The organism is Caballeronia sp. HLA56, assembly GCF_054655155.1.
In genome coordinates, this window is the sequence record NZ_BAAHOB010000005.1 from 2586588 (window position 1) to 2605534 (window position 18947).

Below are 18947 nucleotides of genomic sequence, written 5' to 3' on the forward strand. Positions count from 1 at the left end.
AATCGCCACATACACCGAGAAAGCTTCTTGACATAGGAGCGTCAATGCGCCGATGGAAAGCTTCTTCAACAGCTTGAAAAACGAACGGGTTCACGCCACGCGCTACCGGACGCATCAGCACGCTAAGGCCGATCTGTTCGAATACATCGAAGTGTTTTACAACCGCAGTCGTCGTCATTCGTCGCTCGGCCTAGTTTCTCCGGAGCAGTTCCTCCGGGACTGGATCAAAGCTCAGCAGACCAACGATGCCGCTGCATAACTCAGGACTGATGGAAGGCGAAAACCCGAGGGAAGCTCAGATCGGTCAATCGCGCACTGCCGACGCATCGTCCATTTCTGCATTCTCTAACGCAAACTCGACAATATTTCGGTTCGCTTCAATTAGACGCCGACCCCAGATGTACGCTGCACGCTCTGCCATTGCCTGAGACGGAAACAACGCCGGCACTGAATATTGCGCAGATATCTCGCGACGCGTCGCCGAAGGCAAATTCCTGAAAACGCGCACGACGCATCTCCAGCCGTCCTGATACTCCTCTACCAAGCACTCAACGATGTAACCGCCGATCCTGTACATGGCGACCTCCGCTATTGATTTCTTCATACAGGCAAATCACGGGCCTAATTAACAGCACAATTCCAAGGCAAGGAAAGCGTCAGCTGTGATGGAGCGCTGGCATATCTCATGTGAGCCGCGTGCTGGCAGCGGTTAGTTCGTTGAAAGCATTCATGGCATAGCATGGCATTGAACAATTTGCCCCAAATAGTAGGAAATGCGCATTCATCTTGATTTGGTAGGTTTACCAGTTAAAATGGATTTATGGTTGATCGCAGAGGTGAAATCATTGATGCCGGTTTGGCGGTGATCCGCGAACTCGGTTTTGCTGGGCTGACGCAGCCGCGTGTAGCGGCCCGGGCAGGGCTTAGGGCTAGTCACTTGACCTACTACTATCCGACGCGAGCCGACCTACTTTCGGCCATCGGTCGAAGTGCGGTTGATCGCCAGCTATCCGCCGTGAGGGCTATGTTTGGCGGCCTTAAATCGCTAGACCACGCGGCAGTGGCGATCGCTGAATTGGTAACTCGGCACGACAACACGCGAGTTTTATTGGCGCTCGCCCAAGCAGGAGATCAGGCGCCTGAAATCCGTATCATGTTCTGCGAACTTGCGGACGGTATCGCAACGGAGATTGATGCTTTTCTCACCCGCGTGACAGACCGCCCGCCGGCGGCACACGCCGCGCGGATGCTGCATGCGGCATCGGTTGGCTTGGCTGTTGTCACACTTGCGACTGGACGCGCTGATGGTCAAGAAGGCGTAGCAAGAATGCTACGCGACCTGCTCACCGCAGTATCGTAATCGTCTGCCCCTCGCAGGCGATTTCTTCGATCAATTACTTAGGATGACTGACATATGAATACTCCTGTGCTGATTGTCGGCGCTGGCCCTGTCGGAATGACACTCGCATCCGAACTTGCCCGCTATGGCATTCCGGTCCGTATCATCGATAAAGCGCCGCATCGAACCGACAAGTCGAAAGCCATGGTTATCTGGAGCAGGACGCTAGAGCTGCTTGATCGGGGGGCTGGCGGCGCCGCACCGTTCGTTAACGCCGGTTTCAAAATTGAGGGCGTCGCCTTCATGGCGAACGAGCGAGTTGTTGGTCGAGTCGACATGGATTCGATTCCAAGCTTGCACAACTACGCGCTGGCGCTACCACAGTCCGAGACTGAGCGACTCTTAGAGGAGCGGCTGATTAGTCAAGGAGTTGACGTCGAGCGGCAAGTCGAAGCAACGATGATCACGCCCGACGAATCCGGCGCGCACGTAGACCTAGTCCATCCTGACGGTCGCAAGGAAGCTGTGCGTGCCGATTGGTTGATCGGTTGCGATGGTGCGCATAGTACGGTGCGCCATGCTCTGAGCGTACCGTTTGCTGGCGAGACGTTGCTAAGCGACTGGTTTCTCGCTGATGTGCATATGAGCGGGTATCCTCGCCCGGATACGGATGCTTCCATATACTGGCACGAGGAAGGCGTCTTACTTATTTTTCCGATTCAAGCGGGGCGTTACAGAATTATCGGCGATCTGCCGGCGACTCAAGATGCAGTACCGCCGACGCCAACACTTGATCAAGTGCAGAAGCTTGTTGATAAGCGCGGACCCGCAGGAACTGAGTTGAAAGATCCTATCTGGCTGTCTGGCTTCCGGATAAACGGTCGCAAGGTCTCAAGCTATCAGCAAGATCACACCTTTCTTGCCGGAGACGCTGCGCACATTCACAGCCCTGCTGGCGGACAGGGAATGAATACTGGCATGCAGGACGCTATAAACCTAGGCTGGAAACTCGCTCTCGTCATCCGCGGCGATGCACACGAGTCCTTGCTCGACAGCTACACTCCCGAACGGAGCGCGGTCGGCGACTCAGTACTTAAAGCAGCTGAACGGTTGACCACTGTTGCGACCATTCGCAACCCGGTAGCACAGCGACTTCGTAATCTCGCCGGGCATTTTGTCTTGGGACTTACGCATTTCACTCGCGGCGTTGCCGAAACGATGTCGGAAGTCGATATCCATTACCCCGATAGCCCGCTCAACGGTCCGCATCAAGGCGGCTTGGTGCCTGGTCAGCGAGTGGCTCCGGTTGAAGGCTATCCTCCAGCGGGCTCAGGCCAAAGACCCTTGTTCGCGGTGTTTGGGGCGCTTAGCAGCGACGTTGAGCAAATGGTGAAGCGGTACCCCAACCTACTCGAAGTGAATATAAGGCCACCCTTGCAGGACAACCTGATTTCGCTTGTGCGCCCCGACGGATACCTCGCGTGCTCCGCAAGCGCAACCGAAGATATTTCAGCCTATCTCGGGCGGTTGAGTGTTCCGGCTAAATTTTCGTCGTGAAGGCCTTCAGCTTCGCATGGTGTCGGTCCATTCACGAATCGCAATGATGTGGCCGCCGGGAAGCCGCCTAGCCGGCGCTTCCCTTCGCTAGGCCTACGGAGCAGGTTGATAGGTCTGAATTCGCGGTCATCCAAGCATGCGGTGCTTCCATTCAGCGTGTCGATTAGGCAATACCAGTGTGCCCGTTGAGCACAATACGCACCTTCCTTGCAAGTTCAGCTCTACCGTAAGGTTTGTGGAGCACATCGAATTCCACGCCTCGCGCGTCAGTGCTTTCTAGAGATGCATCTGCGTAGCCCGTGGTGAGAAGAATCTTGATAGCTGGCTTTTGCTTGCGCGCCTCGCGAGCCAGCACGACCCCATTCATATTGCCAGGCATGATCAGATCCGTGAACACCATATCAATCTCCGGGTGTTCGTCGAGTATCTGCAGCGCCTCTTTACCGTTAAACGCAACGTAGGTAGCGTATCCGATCTGTTCAAGCATTGCTCTGGCAACTTCTGCCACCTCGGGACGATCATCGACAATTAAAATTGTCTCGCTCCCGCCTTGTTCTACCAATTTGATTGGTGGGGAATGTCCTAACTCATCGTCAGCGACAGCAGGAAAGTAGAACCGAAGCGTTGTACCGACGCCGACTTCCGAATAGATGTTCACCGCACCGCCCGACTGCTTTGCGAACCCATATACCATTGATAGACCTAAGCCTGTTCCTTTGCCCTCCTCCTTTGTCGTGAAGAACGGATCCATCACTCTATCAATGATTTCGGGAGGGATTCCAGGGCCGTTATCAGAAACAGCGATCGAAACATAATGACCCGCCGGCAGGTCTGCAAACCCGATTACCTGCCGGCTTTCGAGCTCTACATTCGATGTATGCACGACGACGCTCGCATTCGACTGTCCGCCGAGTGCATCGCGCGCATTTAGAAGCACATTTAGCAACGCGACTTCGAGTTGGGTGCTATCGACCCGACAATTACGCAGTTCGCTGCCGAGTTCCGTGCGCAGCGATACATGGCCACCTAACGTGCGATTTGCCAGTTCGACCAAACCTCTAACAAGAGCATTCAGGTTCACGACACGGCCAGTCAACCGTTGCTTACGCGCGAAGGCCAACAACTGCTGCGTAAGCACTCCGGATTTGGAGACTGCACCCCGGACTTTCTCTATCCCAGCATGCAACGTGAGAGGAGAGGCGCCTCTGTCGACACCCATATCTAGGACATCGAGATATCCCGCCATAACCTGCAGCAGATTGTTGAAATCGTGCGCAATGCCTCCAGTTAGTTGACCCAACGCCTCCATTTTTTGCGACTGGTGAAGAGCATCTTCGGCGTCCCGACGTCGACTAACGTCGAGCTGCGAAGCGAAGAAATAAACGACTTCGCCAGATTCGTTCAGAACAGGGGAAATGAACAGGGCGTTCCAAAACGTCGAGCCATCCTTCCGGTAGTTTAGGATTTCCGTCGATATGTCGCGCCGCTCTGCGATCGCTTCGCGCACCGCTTGAATCGTCTCGCGATCAGTGTCTTTCCCTTGCAAGAACCTGCAGTTGTGACCCACGATTTCGTCAGGGCCATAGCCGGTCATTGTAACGAAAGCTTCATTAGCGAAGATGATCGGGTTATCCGGTTTTCGTGGATCGGTAACGATCATCGGCATCCGTGTCTTCGATACGGCTGCAAAGAAAATATCGTTGTGGTGATCATCGATCGATTGGCTCGTATTTGTGACGCTAGGATCTTTAATGGGCTTATTCAAAGTTTTTTCTCTAGCTGTTAGCAATGGAAACGACATAACGATCAGGCATTTTTCTGCCATTTAATCAACGCAAGCGTTTCCACTTCACCAACTCAAGGATCTTCAGGTCTAGCTCACTAATCACGACCGGCTTTACAAAATGCGCATCAAAGCCGGCTTGCAACGCTTTTTTTTTGTCCAGGTCGCTACCATAACCCGTTACGGCGATAAATACGGTGTGCGACATCGCAGGGAATGAGGCGATCTTCTCGATCAGCTGATAGCCATCGGTGTCAGGAAGACCGATGTCGCTAATCAAAACATCAGGCTGCCGGGCAAGCATCAACTCCAAAGCATCCTCAGCCCGATAAGCTATCCTAACCACATGTCCAGACATTTGATAATAAAGTCCCAACGCCTCTGCTGTATCCGCGTTGTCGTCAACTATCACGATATCAAGTTCTGAAAACGCGCTGGCGGCTTCGGGAACGGTATGTTCGAGCGGTTTATCTGCGTGCCTGAGCGTAAGTATGAAATCGCTGCCGTGGCCTCGCCCATGGCTTTCGGCCTTCAAAGTTCCGCCGTGCCATTCAGCGATCCGGCGGGCCAATGCAAGGCCTAATCCAAGTCCGCCTTTCGCGCGATCCAGCGGCTGCTTTCCCTGCCCGAAAACTTCAAAAATTTCATCCATTTCGTCAGGATCAATGCCAATGCCCGTGTCACAGACATGAATCTCTACACCTTCGGTCCCAGCGCGTACAGTCAGTTCGATCCTGCCGCCCTCTGGCGTATATTTCGCTGCGTTTGTTAAAAGATTCGATATGAGCAGCGGACATTGCGTTTGATCGGCATGCACCCATGGGTCATCGATGACTGTGCAAGTGAACAGATGCTGAGCATCGATGATAAATCCGTGACTCAATTCGACGGCCCGGTCAACCAATGCCTTGGCAGACACAGGTTCGAGCTCAAGTTCCACCGCGCCGAATGACACAAGCGAGGCGGAAAGCATGTGGTCAACAATCTCACTCATATACCGCACGTTCCGACCGATAATTGACTTCGCCCACTTTCGCTGCTCGACGTTGATATGGTCCTGTTGGAGTACTTGTACGGCTGTCGTGATCGGTGCCAGGGGCGCTCGAAGCTCATGAGAAAGCATGGCAAGAAACCGATCGCGATTAATTCGTGCAAGTTCCAAACGCTCTTCGAGTGTACGGATTTCCCGCTGAGCCTGAACACCTTCTAGATGTTTAACAACTTGCTGAGCAAACTGACGAAGCGTCCGAATCTCTCCGCTTTGAAATTGGCGAGGCTGTGTGTCTGTTACGCAAAAGGTGCCAAGCGGATGCCCACCTGGTATGCGGAGAACAACACCTGCGTAAAAGCGCACGCCCCCTGCGTCGTTCACGATTGGATGCGCCGAATAGGCTGGATCGCTTAACGCATCTGGGACGATCAAAAGCTCTCCGGCGGTAAGCGCCATCGAGCAAAGGCAATCCTCGTTCGGCCTATTCTCGCGCACAGCTCCCCAAGCAGCCTTACACCAAGTCGTTGCGTCGTCGACGAAGTTGATGAAGGCACTAGGCATTTTTAATGCCGCAGCAGCCAACTGCACAAGGGAATCGAAGTGTTCTTCGGCCGGCACGCCGAGAATACCCAGCGATCGTAGTTGCGATAGCCGACTTGGATCAGAAATGGCGGATGCGGTCGACATGGTACGAAGAGCTTAAGAAAGAAGCCGTAGGTGTGTCCGACGGAGCAACTGCCGTTCCCTTTGTAACGTCCTCGCTTGTAAAACGAGATCCTTCTTGTTTACAGATCACTGTCGAATTTTTGTCATAGGAGAACGCCTAGAGGGATGGATTGGTCCACTAGGCGCATCGATCCGCGAATTTCCAAGCGGAACTCCTGATCTCCCCAACTCCGCCGCAAACCTTCCTCCGCAAACCAATGCGCGGGAAGGATGGGAGAAGCTTTAATCGGATCAAACGCGCTGCAGACGGTAGCTCGCTAAATGTCATATGGGGGAGGCATGAACGATAATTGCTGCATTGCATCTAAATGAGGATAGTCGGTGAGCTGGCTATGGACGTGGGACGGAATCTCGTTTGGCTATCGCTTCGCGCATGATCAGTTGCGCACGCACGACGGCCGTCATGTTGGTTACTTCGTTAAGAATGAGATCTATGGCGCCGATGGCTTTTACCTCGGCGAACTGATATCAGATGAACGGCTCATCACACGGCAACGCAAGCTAGGACGCTTCAGTTTTCCTTTTCAGCCTCGTGCGGTTCGTGCTGAGCGGACACGACGCCCGGCGCGCGCGGCCCGACTGATGCGTGAGGGTTGCCAGGACTTCCCTGCTCCAGAGTACCTTTGAAGCGTCGGACACTTGTGATGAGACCTTTCCCTAATCATAAGTCCACAATCATCTACAAGAGGGCAGCTTGACTTATCCTTACAACATTCAAGTTGCTATCCACTCTTCGAGTGATGACGATCCGTTCGCCGGACCAGGCAGCAGATACAGCAAAGAGCTCAAACAATTTCTGCGCGTTTCCGAGTCGTTAGGCGCGACGGCCATCCGCCCGCAACTGACCATGGACAGTGCGGAACTTCAAACGGTCCTAGAATTCGCCGCGCCCCTGACGCACGACGCCCTAAACATGCTTGCAGCGGCGGTGATCGCATGGGTCCACGGTCGCCCCGGCCGCCGAACAGAAGTAAGTGGTTTCGGCGTCAAGATCAGAACGAATTCAGTCGAGGACGCAAAGCACCTCATTGACCAACTGGCAACGCTCCAAAAAAACATCGAGACCGGAGGTGAACTTGGTTAAGGTGGTGCTCGTATTGTTGCGGTAGCAGTTATCGACGCTCGCGGTAAATGTAGGCGGGCCAGCGTTCGCCCGATCTATGGAGTTTTTGCGTCGCGATTCGCAATCCGCACGTGTTGCACGTCTATGCGCCGACCGCAGGAAATGCTCCGAGCTAACGAGTCGGTGTAAGCTCAATCACCGCTATCTAAGCGATACACGAATAGGAGATAAAGATGGAGCGTGTAGCCACGCTACGTCTAACGCTGATACGTTCAACCTACGACGAGGCTGCGTTCAGCCCGAATTACCAGCGTGAGCTCAGACAGTTCTATCACTTAGCACGCGCTGATCACACTAGGATCAGCGCCATCGCGTTCAGCGTGCCGGGCGTTTCAGCCGATAGCGGCTACACCGGCGAGTTTGTGGTGCCCCTTAGTCAGGAAATCGGCCCTGTGCTTGCGCGTGCTGCGCTGGCCTGGATAAACAGTCAGGCCGGCCGCATCCTTAGGCTGACCCTTGGATCTCTGGACTTCGATTTGCGCACCTCGAGCGATTTCGAAACGCTTCTCAAACGGGCACAGACACTGCTCGCAAGCTGGGATCCAAGCACCCGATCTGAGAAACCAACGACGTGATTTCCGGAAGACCGCTCCGTGCCCGATAAATCCATTTCCGACCTCCGTGAAGAGGTGGTTGCCGCTCTCGAGGCCCTTGAAGCTCTCGTCATCACCGTCGACTTCGATTGCGAGGATCCAGACAGCGTAGAGGTTGCCATTCAGAAGGTCGAAGCCGAAATCGATGCAGCCGTAGGGCCCGTTCGTGGCCACCCTTTAATTGAGTCAGCGGTCTCTGCGCTGAAGGCCGAGTGCCGGGAAGGGCTCTATAGGCAAGCCGAGCGCGCAGCCCCGATCATCCTGGGCATCACGACAAAGCCGACACTGCATTGACCACTCAGACGGTTTTCATACTGATTCGACCGACATCTCTTCCTTCTCATTGATCCGCCAGGAGATCGATTTCTCTTTCGATCTGCGGCTAAGTCGACTCGATTGAGTGCTTGTTGTTCGTTCAACGGGAATGCACGCCGGTTCGCCATTTAAGGCATTTTGCCGTCAAGTGATAGCACGCTGAGTGTTAAAAGCGTGTACGTTATCGACGCACAAAGTGCGATGCGCTGCAACGCTTCATGTCGGCAATGCTGGGTGGTGTCGGGATACACTGATTCGGCCCATTGCTGCGGAAAAAAAAGCAACGAGGGTGCTACAGATTCGCTACAACGGATTGCCAAAAGCTTGACTGGAAGGCGTAACGCCGATCATTCCACCCCGTGAACTACGGGGAGCGCGCCAGCATCGAGGCGCACGGCTCGCCGTTGCGAGACGGCAAAGCGAGCGCAGAGTATAGCAAACGCCACTCGCGCTAATCGGGACGTCGCGCGGAAAATTCATCACGCTGACGCCAACGGCGTACGTTCAGGGTTTATCCCTATCAAGCTGGATCAGAAACGGCCGCCATCGCAATAATGGACCCTATCCCCGATACCAAGCCACAAGGCGCGTTCTCGGCATTGCTGGCAGACCAGGACCTGACTCATCTCGAGCGGGTGTTGCGGCAGTCATTGTCGCGCGACGCGGGCGGGTACGCGCTGCCACCAGCGTATTGGCGCGAGCGTCTCGCGGCCATCACGCGGCAGGCGCATCTGTCTCACACGCAGTTGCAGACGGTGCATCGTTTGTATTTGTATGTCGACCGGTTCGAAGCCGCCGCAGAGGCACGCGAAGCCAAGCGCCTGGCCGATGCTGCCGATATCGAACCCGGCGCGCCGCTCAGTGCCGATGCCTGAGCCACCACTCCCGCAGCGGATGATGCGCCGCTTGCTCGAGCTCACGTCGCGCCATGCGCTCGCGCCGCGCATCGCGCCAATCGTCGGCCAGCAAGACGATGCTAATGGCGGCAAGCGCCGCGAGGCCCACTAGAAACATCGGTAAGTCGAACATGGCGCCCTCCTTTGAATTGCCGCCATGTCTTCATGATAGGACGCGCAGTCACGCGCGGCCAGCCAATCATCCGCCCGCCGAAGCCCCCTGCCGCGCCCGCTGCTGTTGCGCATGCGCCGCGAGCCGCACGGCCGCATTCGCCGCGCCGTAACCATCGTAACCGCCGCGCCGTTCGATCACTTCCAGGAAGAAGCGCTGATCGAGCTGCTCGGTGTACGCATGAAAAAACTCGCCGCCACGCTCGTCGCGATCGTAAAGAATGTTGTGTTCGTGCATGGCGTCGATCAGTTCGTCGGCCAGGCCGTAGCGCGCAACCAGATCGTCGTAGTAGTTGCGCGGAATGCGCAGGAATTTGACGCCATCGGCTTCGAGTCGAGGAATGGCATCGAAGATATCGGACGTGCTGAACGCCACGTGATTCAAACCTGAACCGCGATAGGTCGTCAGCGACTCCACCACCGCCGTATGCCGGTCCATCGACGCATTCAGCGCAATGCGCACCGACCCGTCGCGGCTGCGTACCGCGCGGCTGCGCACGAGACCGTACGGGTCCGGCACGGTCACGCTCGCTTCGACCTCGAAGCCGAACGCGCTGCGGAAAAACAGCACCCAGGTGTCGAGCGCGTCGGCGGGCAGCGACAAACACACGTGATCGATACGTTCGAGCGGACCCACTTCGTAAGGCCCGTCGATGTCCGTCAAAATGAAATCGGATTCCCACAGCGTGGGACCGCCCGGTTCCTCATCGACGAAATAATCGAGGCTGCCGTCCGGCGACTGCACGCCCGGCACCACGCGCTCGTTCGGTCCGACCTGCCCCGAAAACGGCTTCGACCCATAAGCGGCCGCGCGTTCGAACGCGAGCTTCGCGTCATCGACATGAAATGCGGACGCGCACAGCGACAAGCCGTGCTGCTCGAAGAACGCGCTCGCGAAGGAATCGGCTTCCGCGTTGAGCACGATCGACCCCGCGCCATGCCGGTACAGCGAGACATCCTTCGAGCGATGCTTGCCCGCCAGCCGAAAGCCCAACCTGCCGAGCCAGCCGGCGACATGTTCGCGCGTGGCGGCATCGACGGCGAATTCGAGGAACTGGAAGCCGATATGCGCGGGCGGCGCGGGCGGATCGAAGAGTTCGGCTGGCGCCTGGTCGCCCATCAATGCGCGCGTCTGCTCTTCCAGAAAGCGCAGCGAGCGATGCCCGTCCGCGGCGGTGATGGCCGTGGGCGCGGCGCGAAAACCATCGTTGAAAATTTCGAGCGAGAGCGGGCCGGTATAACCCGCTTCGAACACGCGCGCCGTGAAGCCCGCGACATCGAACGCGCCTTGCCCCGGAAAGCAGCGATAGTGACGGCTCCATTCGAGCACGTCCATGGCGAGCACGGGCGCATCGGCGATTTGCACGAAGGTGATGCGGTCGCCCGGAATCCGCGCGATCTCCTCCACCGAATCGCGGATGGAAAGCGTATGGAAGCTGTCGAGCACGATACCGAGACTTGCGTGATTCACGGCATCGACGAGTTTCCACGCGTGCTTGTACGAGTTGACGTGACGCCCCCACGCAAGCGCTTCGTAACCGACGATCACGCCCGCTTCTTCCGCGAGGCGCGCGAGCTTGCCGAGTTGATCGACGATCAGCGCGTCGTCGCCGATGGTGTCCGGCGACACATTGCTGCACGCCAGCATGCGATCCGCGCCGAGCTCGTGCATCAGCTCGAACTTGCGCTTCGCGCGCTCGGCGTTCTTCGCGAGACGCTCGGCGCTCACGCCCTCGAAGTCGCGAAACGGCTGGAACAGATAGATGGCGAGGCCAAGATCCGCGCACATGCGGCGCACGTCGGCGGGCGTGCCGTCGAAGTACAGCAGATCGTTCTCGAAAATCTCGACGCCATCGAACCCTGCCGCGCGGATTGCCTTCAGCTTCTCGGGCAAGGTGCCGCTGATGGATACCGTCGCAATGGATGTCCGGATTGAACGCAGCATCGCTGCCTCCTCGTTGCATTCAGATGATGCGGGTGGATCGGTGCAGTCCCGTCAGTGTAGGACGTTCGCGGCGCTTGCGGGAAACGGAGCGGTGCGCACGCAATCCACGTCATTGTGCGCAAGCATAACAAACTAACTAGACCGTACAAATACGTGAAAACACCGAAGGACACGGCACCGAGCGCCCGTCACACTGCGCTTACATTATTTGCACTGGAGTATTGCGCATGACCAGCAAAGCGTCTCCCCGCTCCTATCTCGTCGGGCTGATCGGCTCGGGTATTGGCGGCTCGCTCACGCCCGCGATGCACGAGGAAGAAGGCGGCAAGCTCGGGCTCAACTATGTGTATCGACGGATCGACTTGCAGGCGCTCGCGCTCGAACCGTCCGCGCTGCCCGATCTGCTCGATGCCGCCGAACGCATGGGCTTCGACGGGCTCAATATCACGTATCCGTGCAAGCAGAGCGTGATCCCCTTGCTCGACGACCTCGACCCCGACGCCCGCGCGCTCGGCGCGGTCAATACGGTTGTCTTCAGGGATGGCAAGCGGATCGGCTACAACACCGACTGGTCGGGTTTCGCGCGTGCGTTCGAGCGCGGTTTGCCGGGTGTGCCGATGGATCGCGTGGTGCAACTCGGCGCGGGCGGCGCGGGCGCGGCGGTGGCCCATGCCGCGCTGACCATGGGCGCGCGATCGCTCACGCTATTCGATTCGGACGACGCTCGCGCGGCCGCGCTCGCAAGCGAACTCGCCGCGCGTTTTCCCGATCGCGAAGTCAAGAGCGGCGGCGATCTACGCGACGTGTTGCAGATGGCGAACGGCCTGATTCATGCGACGCCCACCGGCATGGCGAAACTGCCCGGCCTGCCCTTGCCCGCCGAGTTTCTGCACAAGGACTTGTGGGTGGCGGAGATCGTCTATTTCCCGCTCGAAACGGAGTTGCTGAAAGCAGCCCGCGCGCTCGGCTGCCGCACGGTGAGCGGCGGCGGCATGGCGGTGTGTCAGGCCGTGGATGCGTTGCGCATCTTTACCGGCCTCGAACCGGATGCCGAGCGCATGTTCGCGCATTTCCAGAGTTTGCTGGAACGCTGAGCCCTTCGGCGCCCTCGAAACCAAAACGGCGGCACTCGCAGAAGTGCCGCCGTTTTGTCTTGGCTCGTCTTGGCTTCAGTCTTCGCGGCGCACGAAGCGCAGCACCGCTTCGATGATCATCTCGCGATGCCGCGCCCGTGAACGCGGCCCGGATGGATCGCGCCCGAACGCCGCGCCCCACGTATGCCGATTCGCCACGCGATGAAAACAGAACGAGCTGATCATCAGATGTAGATCGATCGGGTCGATGTCCTCGCGAAAACGCCCCGCCGCGACACCGCGCGCAATCAGGTCTTCGATGGTCTTGATGACGGTCGAGTTACGCGCCTTGAAGGTCTTCGACTGCTCGATGTATTTCGCGCCATGCACGTTCTCGATAGTCACGAGACGCACGAAATCGCGATGCTTGTCGTGATAGTCGAACGTGAAGCCGATGAACTCGCGCATGGCCTCTTCAGGGTCCAGCTCTTCCAGCCTGAGCTCTTGTTCGAGCGCGCGGATGTCGCCATACACCTGCTCCAGCACGGCTTCATAGAGACCGTCCTTGCTGCCGAAGTAGTAATACAGCATGCGCTTCGTGGTGTTGGTGCGCTCCGCGATTGCGTCGACGCGCGCGCCGGTCAGACCCATTGCCGAGAATTCCTGCGTCGCGATGTCAAGGATGTTCCGCTTGGTCTCCTCAGGATCGTACTTGCGCCGCCCTTCCGAGGACGACGAGGGCGCAGCACTGGCGGCCTTGCTTCCTTTCTTCATTTTTCTGTCTGAGAACGGCATCGAAAATCGATTCTAGCATGGGGTTTCCAAGCGTCTTATGCGCTTCATCCCTATGCGCGGCATTTGTTTTCAAAGGCTTAACCTATAATTTTTCGGTCCCCGATGCGTGGTCCGCATCAATCAAACGAGAATCGAATGAAGCACCTTCAGGTACTTGCCGCATCCTTGCTGGGTCTTGGCGCCTTGCACGCGGCGGCGCAGACGCAACTGCCTCCCGGTCATCCCGCCACGCCGCAACTGCTGGCCGCCGAAGGCGTGATGACGAGCGCGAACATCGCGCGCGGCGCAGCCGACGTGTGTCATATCGACGCTGCCAAGGTGGCGCGTTTCAAGGACATGGCACGCAAGAACTTCCCCGATGCGCCCGACTTCGACGCCGAGTGGAAGCTCGGACTCGCGCAGGCGCAACCGACGGTGGATCGCATCAACAAGCTGCAGACGAGCAATCCGGCGCAATACCAAAAGCAGATCGACGAAGCCTGCCCGGCGCTGAACAAGGGTATCGATGAAGCGACGGCACAGGCTCAATAAGCCGTCGTCCGAAGCGCCCTATTTGCGTTGCGCGTTGGCGTAGTGCAGGCGCTTCTCGACATACATCGCGGCATCGGCGCGTTGCAGCATCGGCTCGATGCGCTCGCCTTCGTGCGCGGTCGCGGCGCCCATCGCGAAACTGAGCGGCATGCCCGAGTAGAACTGATTGTTCACTTCGAGCAACTGGCGAATGCCGTCCATCAGCGCCTCGCCGCCGCGTTCGTCCGTGCCGGGCAGCAGCACCATGAATTCGTCGCCGCCTATCCGCGCCGCCTGGAACGGCTTCTCCACCGCCTTCGAGAGCACTTCGCCCGCGCGGCGCAGCAAGGCGTCGCCGGCCGCGTGGCCGAGCTGATCGTTGACGGTCTTGAGGCCATTCACATCGACCGCGATGGCCGTCACGGGGAACGGACCCTTGCGCTCCAGCCGATTGATTTCATCGGCATAGAACGAGCGATTCTTGAGCTTGGTGAGCACGTCGTGCTTGCCGAGAAACTCCAGATACGCCTCGGCCTTCTTGCGCGCGGTGATGTCCGTGAGCGCGACGAGCACGAGATCCCAGCGCTTCTCGTGCCCCGGAAACACCGAAAATTGCAGGTGCACGTGCACCTCGTTGCCATCGAGCGAATAGTTCAGCACCTCGCGCTGATGAAAGAGCTTGTGCTCCCATAGCTCGATCAACTGCTCCTGAAAGTGCTGCTGCATGTCGTCGCGGAACACTTCCGGCAGACGCGCGAGCAAGGTCGCCTTGTCGGGCGCGGCGAACATGCGCAAGGTGTGCTGATTCACGTCGAGGACGTGAATCTCCTGCATGCATCGTTCGACGAATTCGGGGTGCACGCTCGTAAAGGTACGGAAGTCGACGATACCCCGTTCGCGTACATCGTCAAGCAAGTCTTTCACGGAACTGAAGTCTTCCACCCACAGCGAAACCGGCGAATGCTCGAAAAGGCCGCGCGCATAAAGGCCGCTCGCCGCGGTCTGGCGGCGCATGGTTTCGAGTTCCGTGATGTCCTCGATGGTGACGAGCACACGGCTCCACGTATTCTCGTGCCCCGGCAAGATCGCGGCCTTGAGAAGCACGTCGAGACGCTTGCCGTCGAGCGTGTAGTTGACCGTCTGGCTTACGAAACGCGGTTCGCCGGACCAGAGTTGCTCCAGTTCGTCGATGTGCGTGGTCAGCATGTCGTCGCGAAACACGCGTTCGAGGTTTTGCACGAGATGATCGAGGTCTTTCGCGCCGAACAAGCCGAGCGTGCGCCGATTCACCTTCACCACCCGAATGCGTGAAGAGCATTCGACGATGCGCGCCGGGTCTTCTTCGAGGAACGCGCGCAAGTCGGTGACGCCCGCCGCGCGCCAGCGCTCGAACTGCTCGCGCACGGCGCTGAAGTCTTCGAGCCAGAGCGAGACCGGAGCGAGGTCGAACATGTCGGCATCGTCTTCCGGCACGCTCGCGGGGGTGAACTGTCCAGTGATTGGGCGCGGATCGTTTGGCATAAAAATCCCTTCGGCTTGCGTCGGAGCGCTATTCTTCGCACGATTTGTCTCAATATTGTAGCGCGCCGCTTTTCCGTCCCATCCGCTGATAAGCGAGCAGATTCCGGGCGATTTTCCCGAATCAGGAGCGACGCCCGACTCAATTGAGGGGCGGATGCTACACTCGATCGAATAATGCGCCGCAAGTTCAACTCCCGATCGTAGGCATGCTTGCTGCAATCGGTTGCGTGCTGCCGTATTCAAGCGTGCATCGACACACGTCCGCGGACCCTTTCAGTCCGCCAACTCCCAACACGCGACAAGGAGGCATGACTCTCATGGCTGATTTCCGCATCTGGTCCGACGAATTTCCCGCCAACGGTTACTTGACGCGCGAGCACGAGTTCGATCAGCAGGCTTTCGGCGTCTCGGGCGACAACCTTTCCCCGGCACTGCAATGGGAAGACCCGCCCGCTGACACGCGAAGCCTCGCGCTTACCGTCTACGATCCCGACGCGCCCACCGGCAGCGGCTTCTGGCACTGGGTCGTGGTCAACATTCCCGCCGATGTCCGCTCGCTGCCGCGCAACGCGGGCAAGGCGGATGGCAGCCTCTTGCCAGCGGGCGCGCTGCAAATGCGCAACGACTACGGCACGGTTGGCTTCGGTGGCGCCGCGCCGCCGCGTGGCGACAAGCCGCATCGCTACATCTTCCGTATTCACGCGCTGAAGGCGGATCAACTGCCGCTCGATGCCAACGCGACCAATGCCGTTGCGCGCTTCATGACTCATCTCAACGAGATCGACTCGGCGACGTACACCGGTCTCTATCAGCTGAAATAAGCACCACGCTTCTTCGCCGGACGATGCGCGCATCGTCCGGCCGTTGAACGCGCCGCTCCTACCTTTCGCCTACCGATGGATTCCGAACAAGGTCTTCCCCTGCCGCAGCGTTATTGGGCCATCGCGGTGGTCGCGCTCGGCATTACGCTCGCGGTACTCGACGGCGCCATCGCCAACGTCGCGTTGCCGACCATCGCGCGCAATCTGCTGGCCTCGCCCGCGGATTCCATCTGGATCGTCAACGCGTATCAGCTCACCATCACCATCTCGCTTTTGCCGCTGGCTTCGCTCGGCGACCGCATCGGCTACCGTCGCGTGTATATGGCCGGCCTCGCGGTCTTCACTGTCTCGTCACTGGCCTGCGCGATGTCCGGTTCGCTGCTCACGTTGACGCTAGCGCGCATCGTGCAGGGATTCGGCGCGGCGGGAATCATGAGCGTGAACACCGCGATCGTGCGCATGATCTATCCGCAAAAGCATCTGGGGCGCGGCATCAGCATCAATGCAACCGTGGTGGCGATTTCATCGGTGATCGGTCCGACGGTCGCCTCGGGCGTGCTCTCGGTCGCCACCTGGCCGTGGCTCTTTGCCATCAACGTGCCGATAGGACTCGTGGCGCTTGCCATCGGCACGAAGGCGCTGCCGCGCATGGACGGGCATCGCCGGCCTTACGACTACATCAGCGCGCTGATGAACGCGCTTTTCTTCGGGCTGGCCATCGTCGCGGTCGACGGGCTCGGGCACGGCGAGCATCGGCCGTATGTGATCGGCGAGTTCATCGTGACGGCGGTCATCGGCTACTTTTTCGTGCGCCGGCAATTGCGTCAAAGCGCGCCGCTTTTGCCCGTCGATCTGTTGCGCATTCCGGTGTTCGCACTATCGATTGGCGCGTCGGTGTGTTCGTTCTGCGCGCAGATGCTGGCGTTCGTGTCGCTGCCTTTTCTGCTGCAGAACGGCTTCGGCATGAGTCAGGTCGAAACTGGCTTCCTGATGACGCCGTGGCCGCTCGTGATCGTGTTCGTCGCGCCGCTCGCGGGCGTGCTCGCGGATCGTTATCCCGCTGGTCTGCTGGGCGGCATCGGGCTGGCGGTTCTGACCGTGGGTCTTGCGCTGCTCGCCACGACAGGCCCGCATCCGGATGCGTTCGATATCGGCTGGCGCATGGCTGTCTGTGGGCTTGGCTTCGGGCTGTTCCAGTCTCCGAACAACCGACAAATCATTTCTTCCGCGCCACGGCATCGCAGCGGCGGCGCGAGCGGCATGCTCGGCACGGCGCGGCTGACGGGGCAGACACTCGGCGCGGCTATCGTCGCGTTGATCTTTGGCGTCGAGCCACAGCACGGGCCGCTGATCGCGCTTGGCGTAGGTGCTGGTTTCGCGGCGACGGCGGCTTTGGTTAGTCTCTTGCGGCTGACGGGGAAGCGTAGCGTCGAGACCGTTTGATGGTTCGGCTTTAGCCATGGTTTGGCCGATCACCGACGCGCCCCAGCCCCCACTTGGGCACACCCCTTGCTCCTTTTCGAATCAGGTATCCGCCTCTTGCGGTGCATCAAAATTCGAGCAATGAAGGAGTGAAGCAATGGCAATTTCCCTTGACGGTTACAGGGTCGCGATTCTTGCATTGGACGGCTTCGAGCAAGCCGAACTAATCGAGCCGCAGCGCGCGCTCAAGGAAGCTGGCGCGCAGGTCGATGTCATTTCTCAAAAGCCCGGACAGATCCAGGGCTTCAAGCACGTCGACAAAGGTGACAAGGTCGATGTGGACCAAACCTTCGACGCCGCCAACGCATCCGATTACGACGCCGTCGTGCTGCCGGGCGGCGTGGTCAACGGCGACGCCATCCGCCTGGACGCCAAGGCGCAAAGCTTCGTGAAGGAAGCGGATCAGGCGAAGAAGCCCATCGCCGTGATCTGCCATGGCGGCTGGCTGCCGATCTCGGCGGGCATCATTGCAGGCCGCACGATGACGAGTTGGCCGAGCCTGCAGGACGACATTCGCAACGCGGGCGGCACTTGGGTCGATCAGGAAGTACAGATCGACGGCAATCTCATCACGAGCCGCAAGCCCGACGACATTCCCGCTTTCAACAAGGCACTGATCGACGCGCTCGGCAAGACGCGCGCCGCCTGAAACAAGAAGCGACGGGGCCACCGTATTCAACAAGAATCAACGACCAAAACGGAGTCGAGCCGATGATGCCGCGATCGTTGTTCGCAGGCTGTGCAAGTGCGATAACGCTGGCCGTTGCCTGCGCTGCTCACGCGCAGACCGTCGACGCCGCAATCGCCAAGCTGTCGAGCGTCGACCAGCAGTTCGTGCAAGACGCCGGCACCGCGGGCGCGACCGAAATCGCGGCCAGCAAACTCGCGCTCACGCAAGCAAGCGGCAAGCAGGTAAAGGACTTTGCACAGCGAATGATCGCGGATCATACGAAGCTCGCGAACAGCCTGGATGGAATCGCAAAACACCACGGCATGAGCGAGCCACCGAGCGCGGATTCGTCGGTGATCGGCAGCCTGCAAAATCTTCAGGGCGATGCATTCGACGATGCCTATATCCAAAAGGTAGCCGTCGATGGGCATCGCAAGGCCATGGAGTTGTTCAAGCAAGAAAGCGAGCAAGGCAATGACGCCGCGTTGAAGGCAGTCGCGGCGAAGGCGTTGCCCGTTATCGGCCATCACTACGCCATGGCGCAACAACTGGCGAAGGCAAAGGCGGCGTCATGAGCGTCTTTCAATTCATGGAAGTCATCGATGTATCCGACAGCCCTGCAGCACGGCTGACCCG

20 protein-coding genes and 1 pseudogene are annotated in these 18947 nt (G+C 58.6%); 14 read left to right on the forward strand and 7 right to left on the reverse strand.

Annotated features, from left to right (window positions below; translation table 11 throughout):
• Positions 1–43 precede the first annotated feature (43 nt).
• A pseudogene (locus tag ACYQ47_RS31635) lies at positions 44–259 on the forward strand (IS3 family transposase); the annotation flags it as partial.
• Positions 260–304: 45 nt separating this feature from the next.
• On the opposite strand, the gene ACYQ47_RS31640 reads toward ACYQ47_RS31635, so the two are convergent.
• Positions 305–577, reverse strand: coding sequence for a hypothetical protein (locus tag ACYQ47_RS31640; protein ID WP_459908752.1), 273 nt, complete (start codon positions 575–577; stop codon positions 305–307).
• A gap of 243 nt (positions 578–820) precedes the next feature.
• Between ACYQ47_RS31640 and ACYQ47_RS31645 the strand changes: the two genes are divergently transcribed.
• Both ACYQ47_RS31645 and ACYQ47_RS31650 read left to right on the forward strand, forming a co-directional pair.
• Complete coding sequence (locus ACYQ47_RS31645; protein WP_459908754.1) at positions 821–1360, forward strand: TetR/AcrR family transcriptional regulator; 540 nt, start codon at positions 821–823, stop codon at positions 1358–1360.
• 54 nt (positions 1361–1414) lie between these two features.
• A complete protein-coding gene (locus ACYQ47_RS31650) occupies positions 1415–2896 on the forward strand; it encodes an FAD-dependent monooxygenase (RefSeq protein WP_459908756.1) in 1482 nt (493 codons plus the stop codon).
• Between the two features lie 163 nt (positions 2897–3059).
• Here ACYQ47_RS31650 and ACYQ47_RS31655 read toward each other — a convergent pair whose 3' ends face one another.
• A complete protein-coding gene (locus tag ACYQ47_RS31655) occupies positions 3060–4721 on the reverse strand; it encodes a histidine kinase famiy protein (protein ID WP_459908758.1) in 1662 nt (553 codons plus the stop codon).
• A 4-nt stretch (positions 4722–4725) separates the two neighbouring features.
• On the reverse strand, positions 4726–6357 hold the full coding sequence (locus tag ACYQ47_RS31660; protein WP_459908760.1) for a hybrid sensor histidine kinase/response regulator: 1632 nt from the start codon (positions 6355–6357) through the stop codon (positions 4726–4728).
• Positions 6358–6717: 360 nt separating this feature from the next.
• Here ACYQ47_RS31660 and ACYQ47_RS31665 point away from each other — a divergent pair, with 360 nt between their 5' ends.
• The 5 genes from ACYQ47_RS31665 (at position 6718) to ACYQ47_RS31685 (ending at position 9302) form a co-directional block, all read left to right on the forward strand.
• A complete protein-coding gene (locus ACYQ47_RS31665; RefSeq protein WP_459908762.1) occupies positions 6718–7023 on the forward strand; it encodes a hypothetical protein in 306 nt (101 codons plus the stop codon).
• A 67-nt stretch (positions 7024–7090) separates the two neighbouring features.
• Positions 7091–7480 carry a hypothetical protein gene (locus ACYQ47_RS31670; protein WP_459908764.1) on the forward strand — a complete coding sequence of 130 codons (390 nt, stop codon included), beginning with the start codon at positions 7091–7093 and terminating at the stop codon, positions 7478–7480.
• A gap of 212 nt (positions 7481–7692) precedes the next feature.
• Positions 7693–8094, forward strand: a complete 402-nt coding sequence (locus ACYQ47_RS31675; protein WP_459908766.1) for a hypothetical protein — start codon at positions 7693–7695, stop codon at positions 8092–8094.
• An 18-nt stretch (positions 8095–8112) separates the two neighbouring features.
• Positions 8113–8406: a hypothetical protein gene (locus ACYQ47_RS31680; RefSeq protein ID WP_459908768.1), complete on the forward strand. Its 294-nt coding sequence runs from the start codon at positions 8113–8115 to the stop codon at positions 8404–8406.
• A gap of 575 nt (positions 8407–8981) precedes the next feature.
• Positions 8982–9302, forward strand: coding sequence for a hypothetical protein (locus ACYQ47_RS31685; protein ID WP_309961147.1), 321 nt, complete (start codon positions 8982–8984; stop codon positions 9300–9302).
• Here ACYQ47_RS31685 and ACYQ47_RS31690 read toward each other — a convergent pair.
• Positions 9286–9456, reverse strand: a complete 171-nt coding sequence (locus ACYQ47_RS31690) for a hypothetical protein (protein WP_250464003.1) — start codon at positions 9454–9456, stop codon at positions 9286–9288. The two genes, ACYQ47_RS31685 and ACYQ47_RS31690, sit on opposite strands and share 17 nt — an antisense overlap.
• 66 nt (positions 9457–9522) lie before the next feature.
• The gene (locus ACYQ47_RS31695) at positions 9523–11427 is read right to left on the reverse strand and encodes a bifunctional sugar phosphate isomerase/epimerase/4-hydroxyphenylpyruvate dioxygenase family protein (RefSeq protein WP_309845172.1); all 1905 of its coding nucleotides are present in this window, start codon (positions 11425–11427) and stop codon (positions 9523–9525) included.
• Between the two features lie 239 nt (positions 11428–11666).
• On the opposite strand from ACYQ47_RS31695, the gene ACYQ47_RS31700 reads away from it, so the two are divergent.
• Positions 11667–12533 (forward strand): shikimate dehydrogenase, encoded by an 867-nt coding sequence (locus tag ACYQ47_RS31700; RefSeq protein ID WP_459908771.1) that lies wholly within the window; start codon positions 11667–11669, stop codon positions 12531–12533.
• A gap of 75 nt (positions 12534–12608) precedes the next feature.
• On the opposite strand, the gene ACYQ47_RS31705 is transcribed toward ACYQ47_RS31700, so the two are convergent.
• The gene (locus ACYQ47_RS31705; RefSeq protein WP_244827470.1) at positions 12609–13286 is read right to left on the reverse strand and encodes a TetR family transcriptional regulator; all 678 of its coding nucleotides are present in this window, start codon (positions 13284–13286) and stop codon (positions 12609–12611) included.
• 156 nt (positions 13287–13442) lie between these two features.
• Between ACYQ47_RS31705 and ACYQ47_RS31710 the strand changes: the two genes are divergently transcribed.
• Positions 13443–13838: a hypothetical protein gene (locus ACYQ47_RS31710; protein WP_244827469.1), complete on the forward strand. Its 396-nt coding sequence runs from the start codon at positions 13443–13445 to the stop codon at positions 13836–13838.
• 18 nt (positions 13839–13856) lie between these two features.
• Here ACYQ47_RS31710 and ACYQ47_RS31715 read toward each other — a convergent pair whose 3' ends face one another.
• On the reverse strand, positions 13857–15338 hold the full coding sequence (locus ACYQ47_RS31715; protein WP_250525582.1) for a sensor domain-containing diguanylate cyclase: 1482 nt from the start codon (positions 15336–15338) through the stop codon (positions 13857–13859).
• 317 nt (positions 15339–15655) lie between these two features.
• Between ACYQ47_RS31715 and ACYQ47_RS31720 the strand changes: the two genes are divergently transcribed.
• From ACYQ47_RS31720 to ACYQ47_RS31735, 4 genes are all read left to right on the forward strand, one after another.
• The gene (locus tag ACYQ47_RS31720) at positions 15656–16159 is read left to right on the forward strand and encodes a YbhB/YbcL family Raf kinase inhibitor-like protein (RefSeq protein ID WP_250463998.1); all 504 of its coding nucleotides are present in this window, start codon (positions 15656–15658) and stop codon (positions 16157–16159) included.
• 75 nt (positions 16160–16234) lie between these two features.
• Positions 16235–17602: an MFS transporter gene (locus ACYQ47_RS31725; RefSeq protein WP_250463996.1), complete on the forward strand. Its 1368-nt coding sequence runs from the start codon at positions 16235–16237 to the stop codon at positions 17600–17602.
• Positions 17603–17738: 136 nt separating this feature from the next.
• The gene (locus ACYQ47_RS31730) at positions 17739–18290 is read left to right on the forward strand and encodes a type 1 glutamine amidotransferase domain-containing protein (RefSeq protein ID WP_250463994.1); all 552 of its coding nucleotides are present in this window, start codon (positions 17739–17741) and stop codon (positions 18288–18290) included.
• 62 nt (positions 18291–18352) lie between these two features.
• Complete coding sequence (locus tag ACYQ47_RS31735; protein WP_459908773.1) at positions 18353–18886, forward strand: DUF4142 domain-containing protein; 534 nt, start codon at positions 18353–18355, stop codon at positions 18884–18886.
• The last annotated feature ends 61 nt before the right edge of the window (positions 18887–18947 follow it).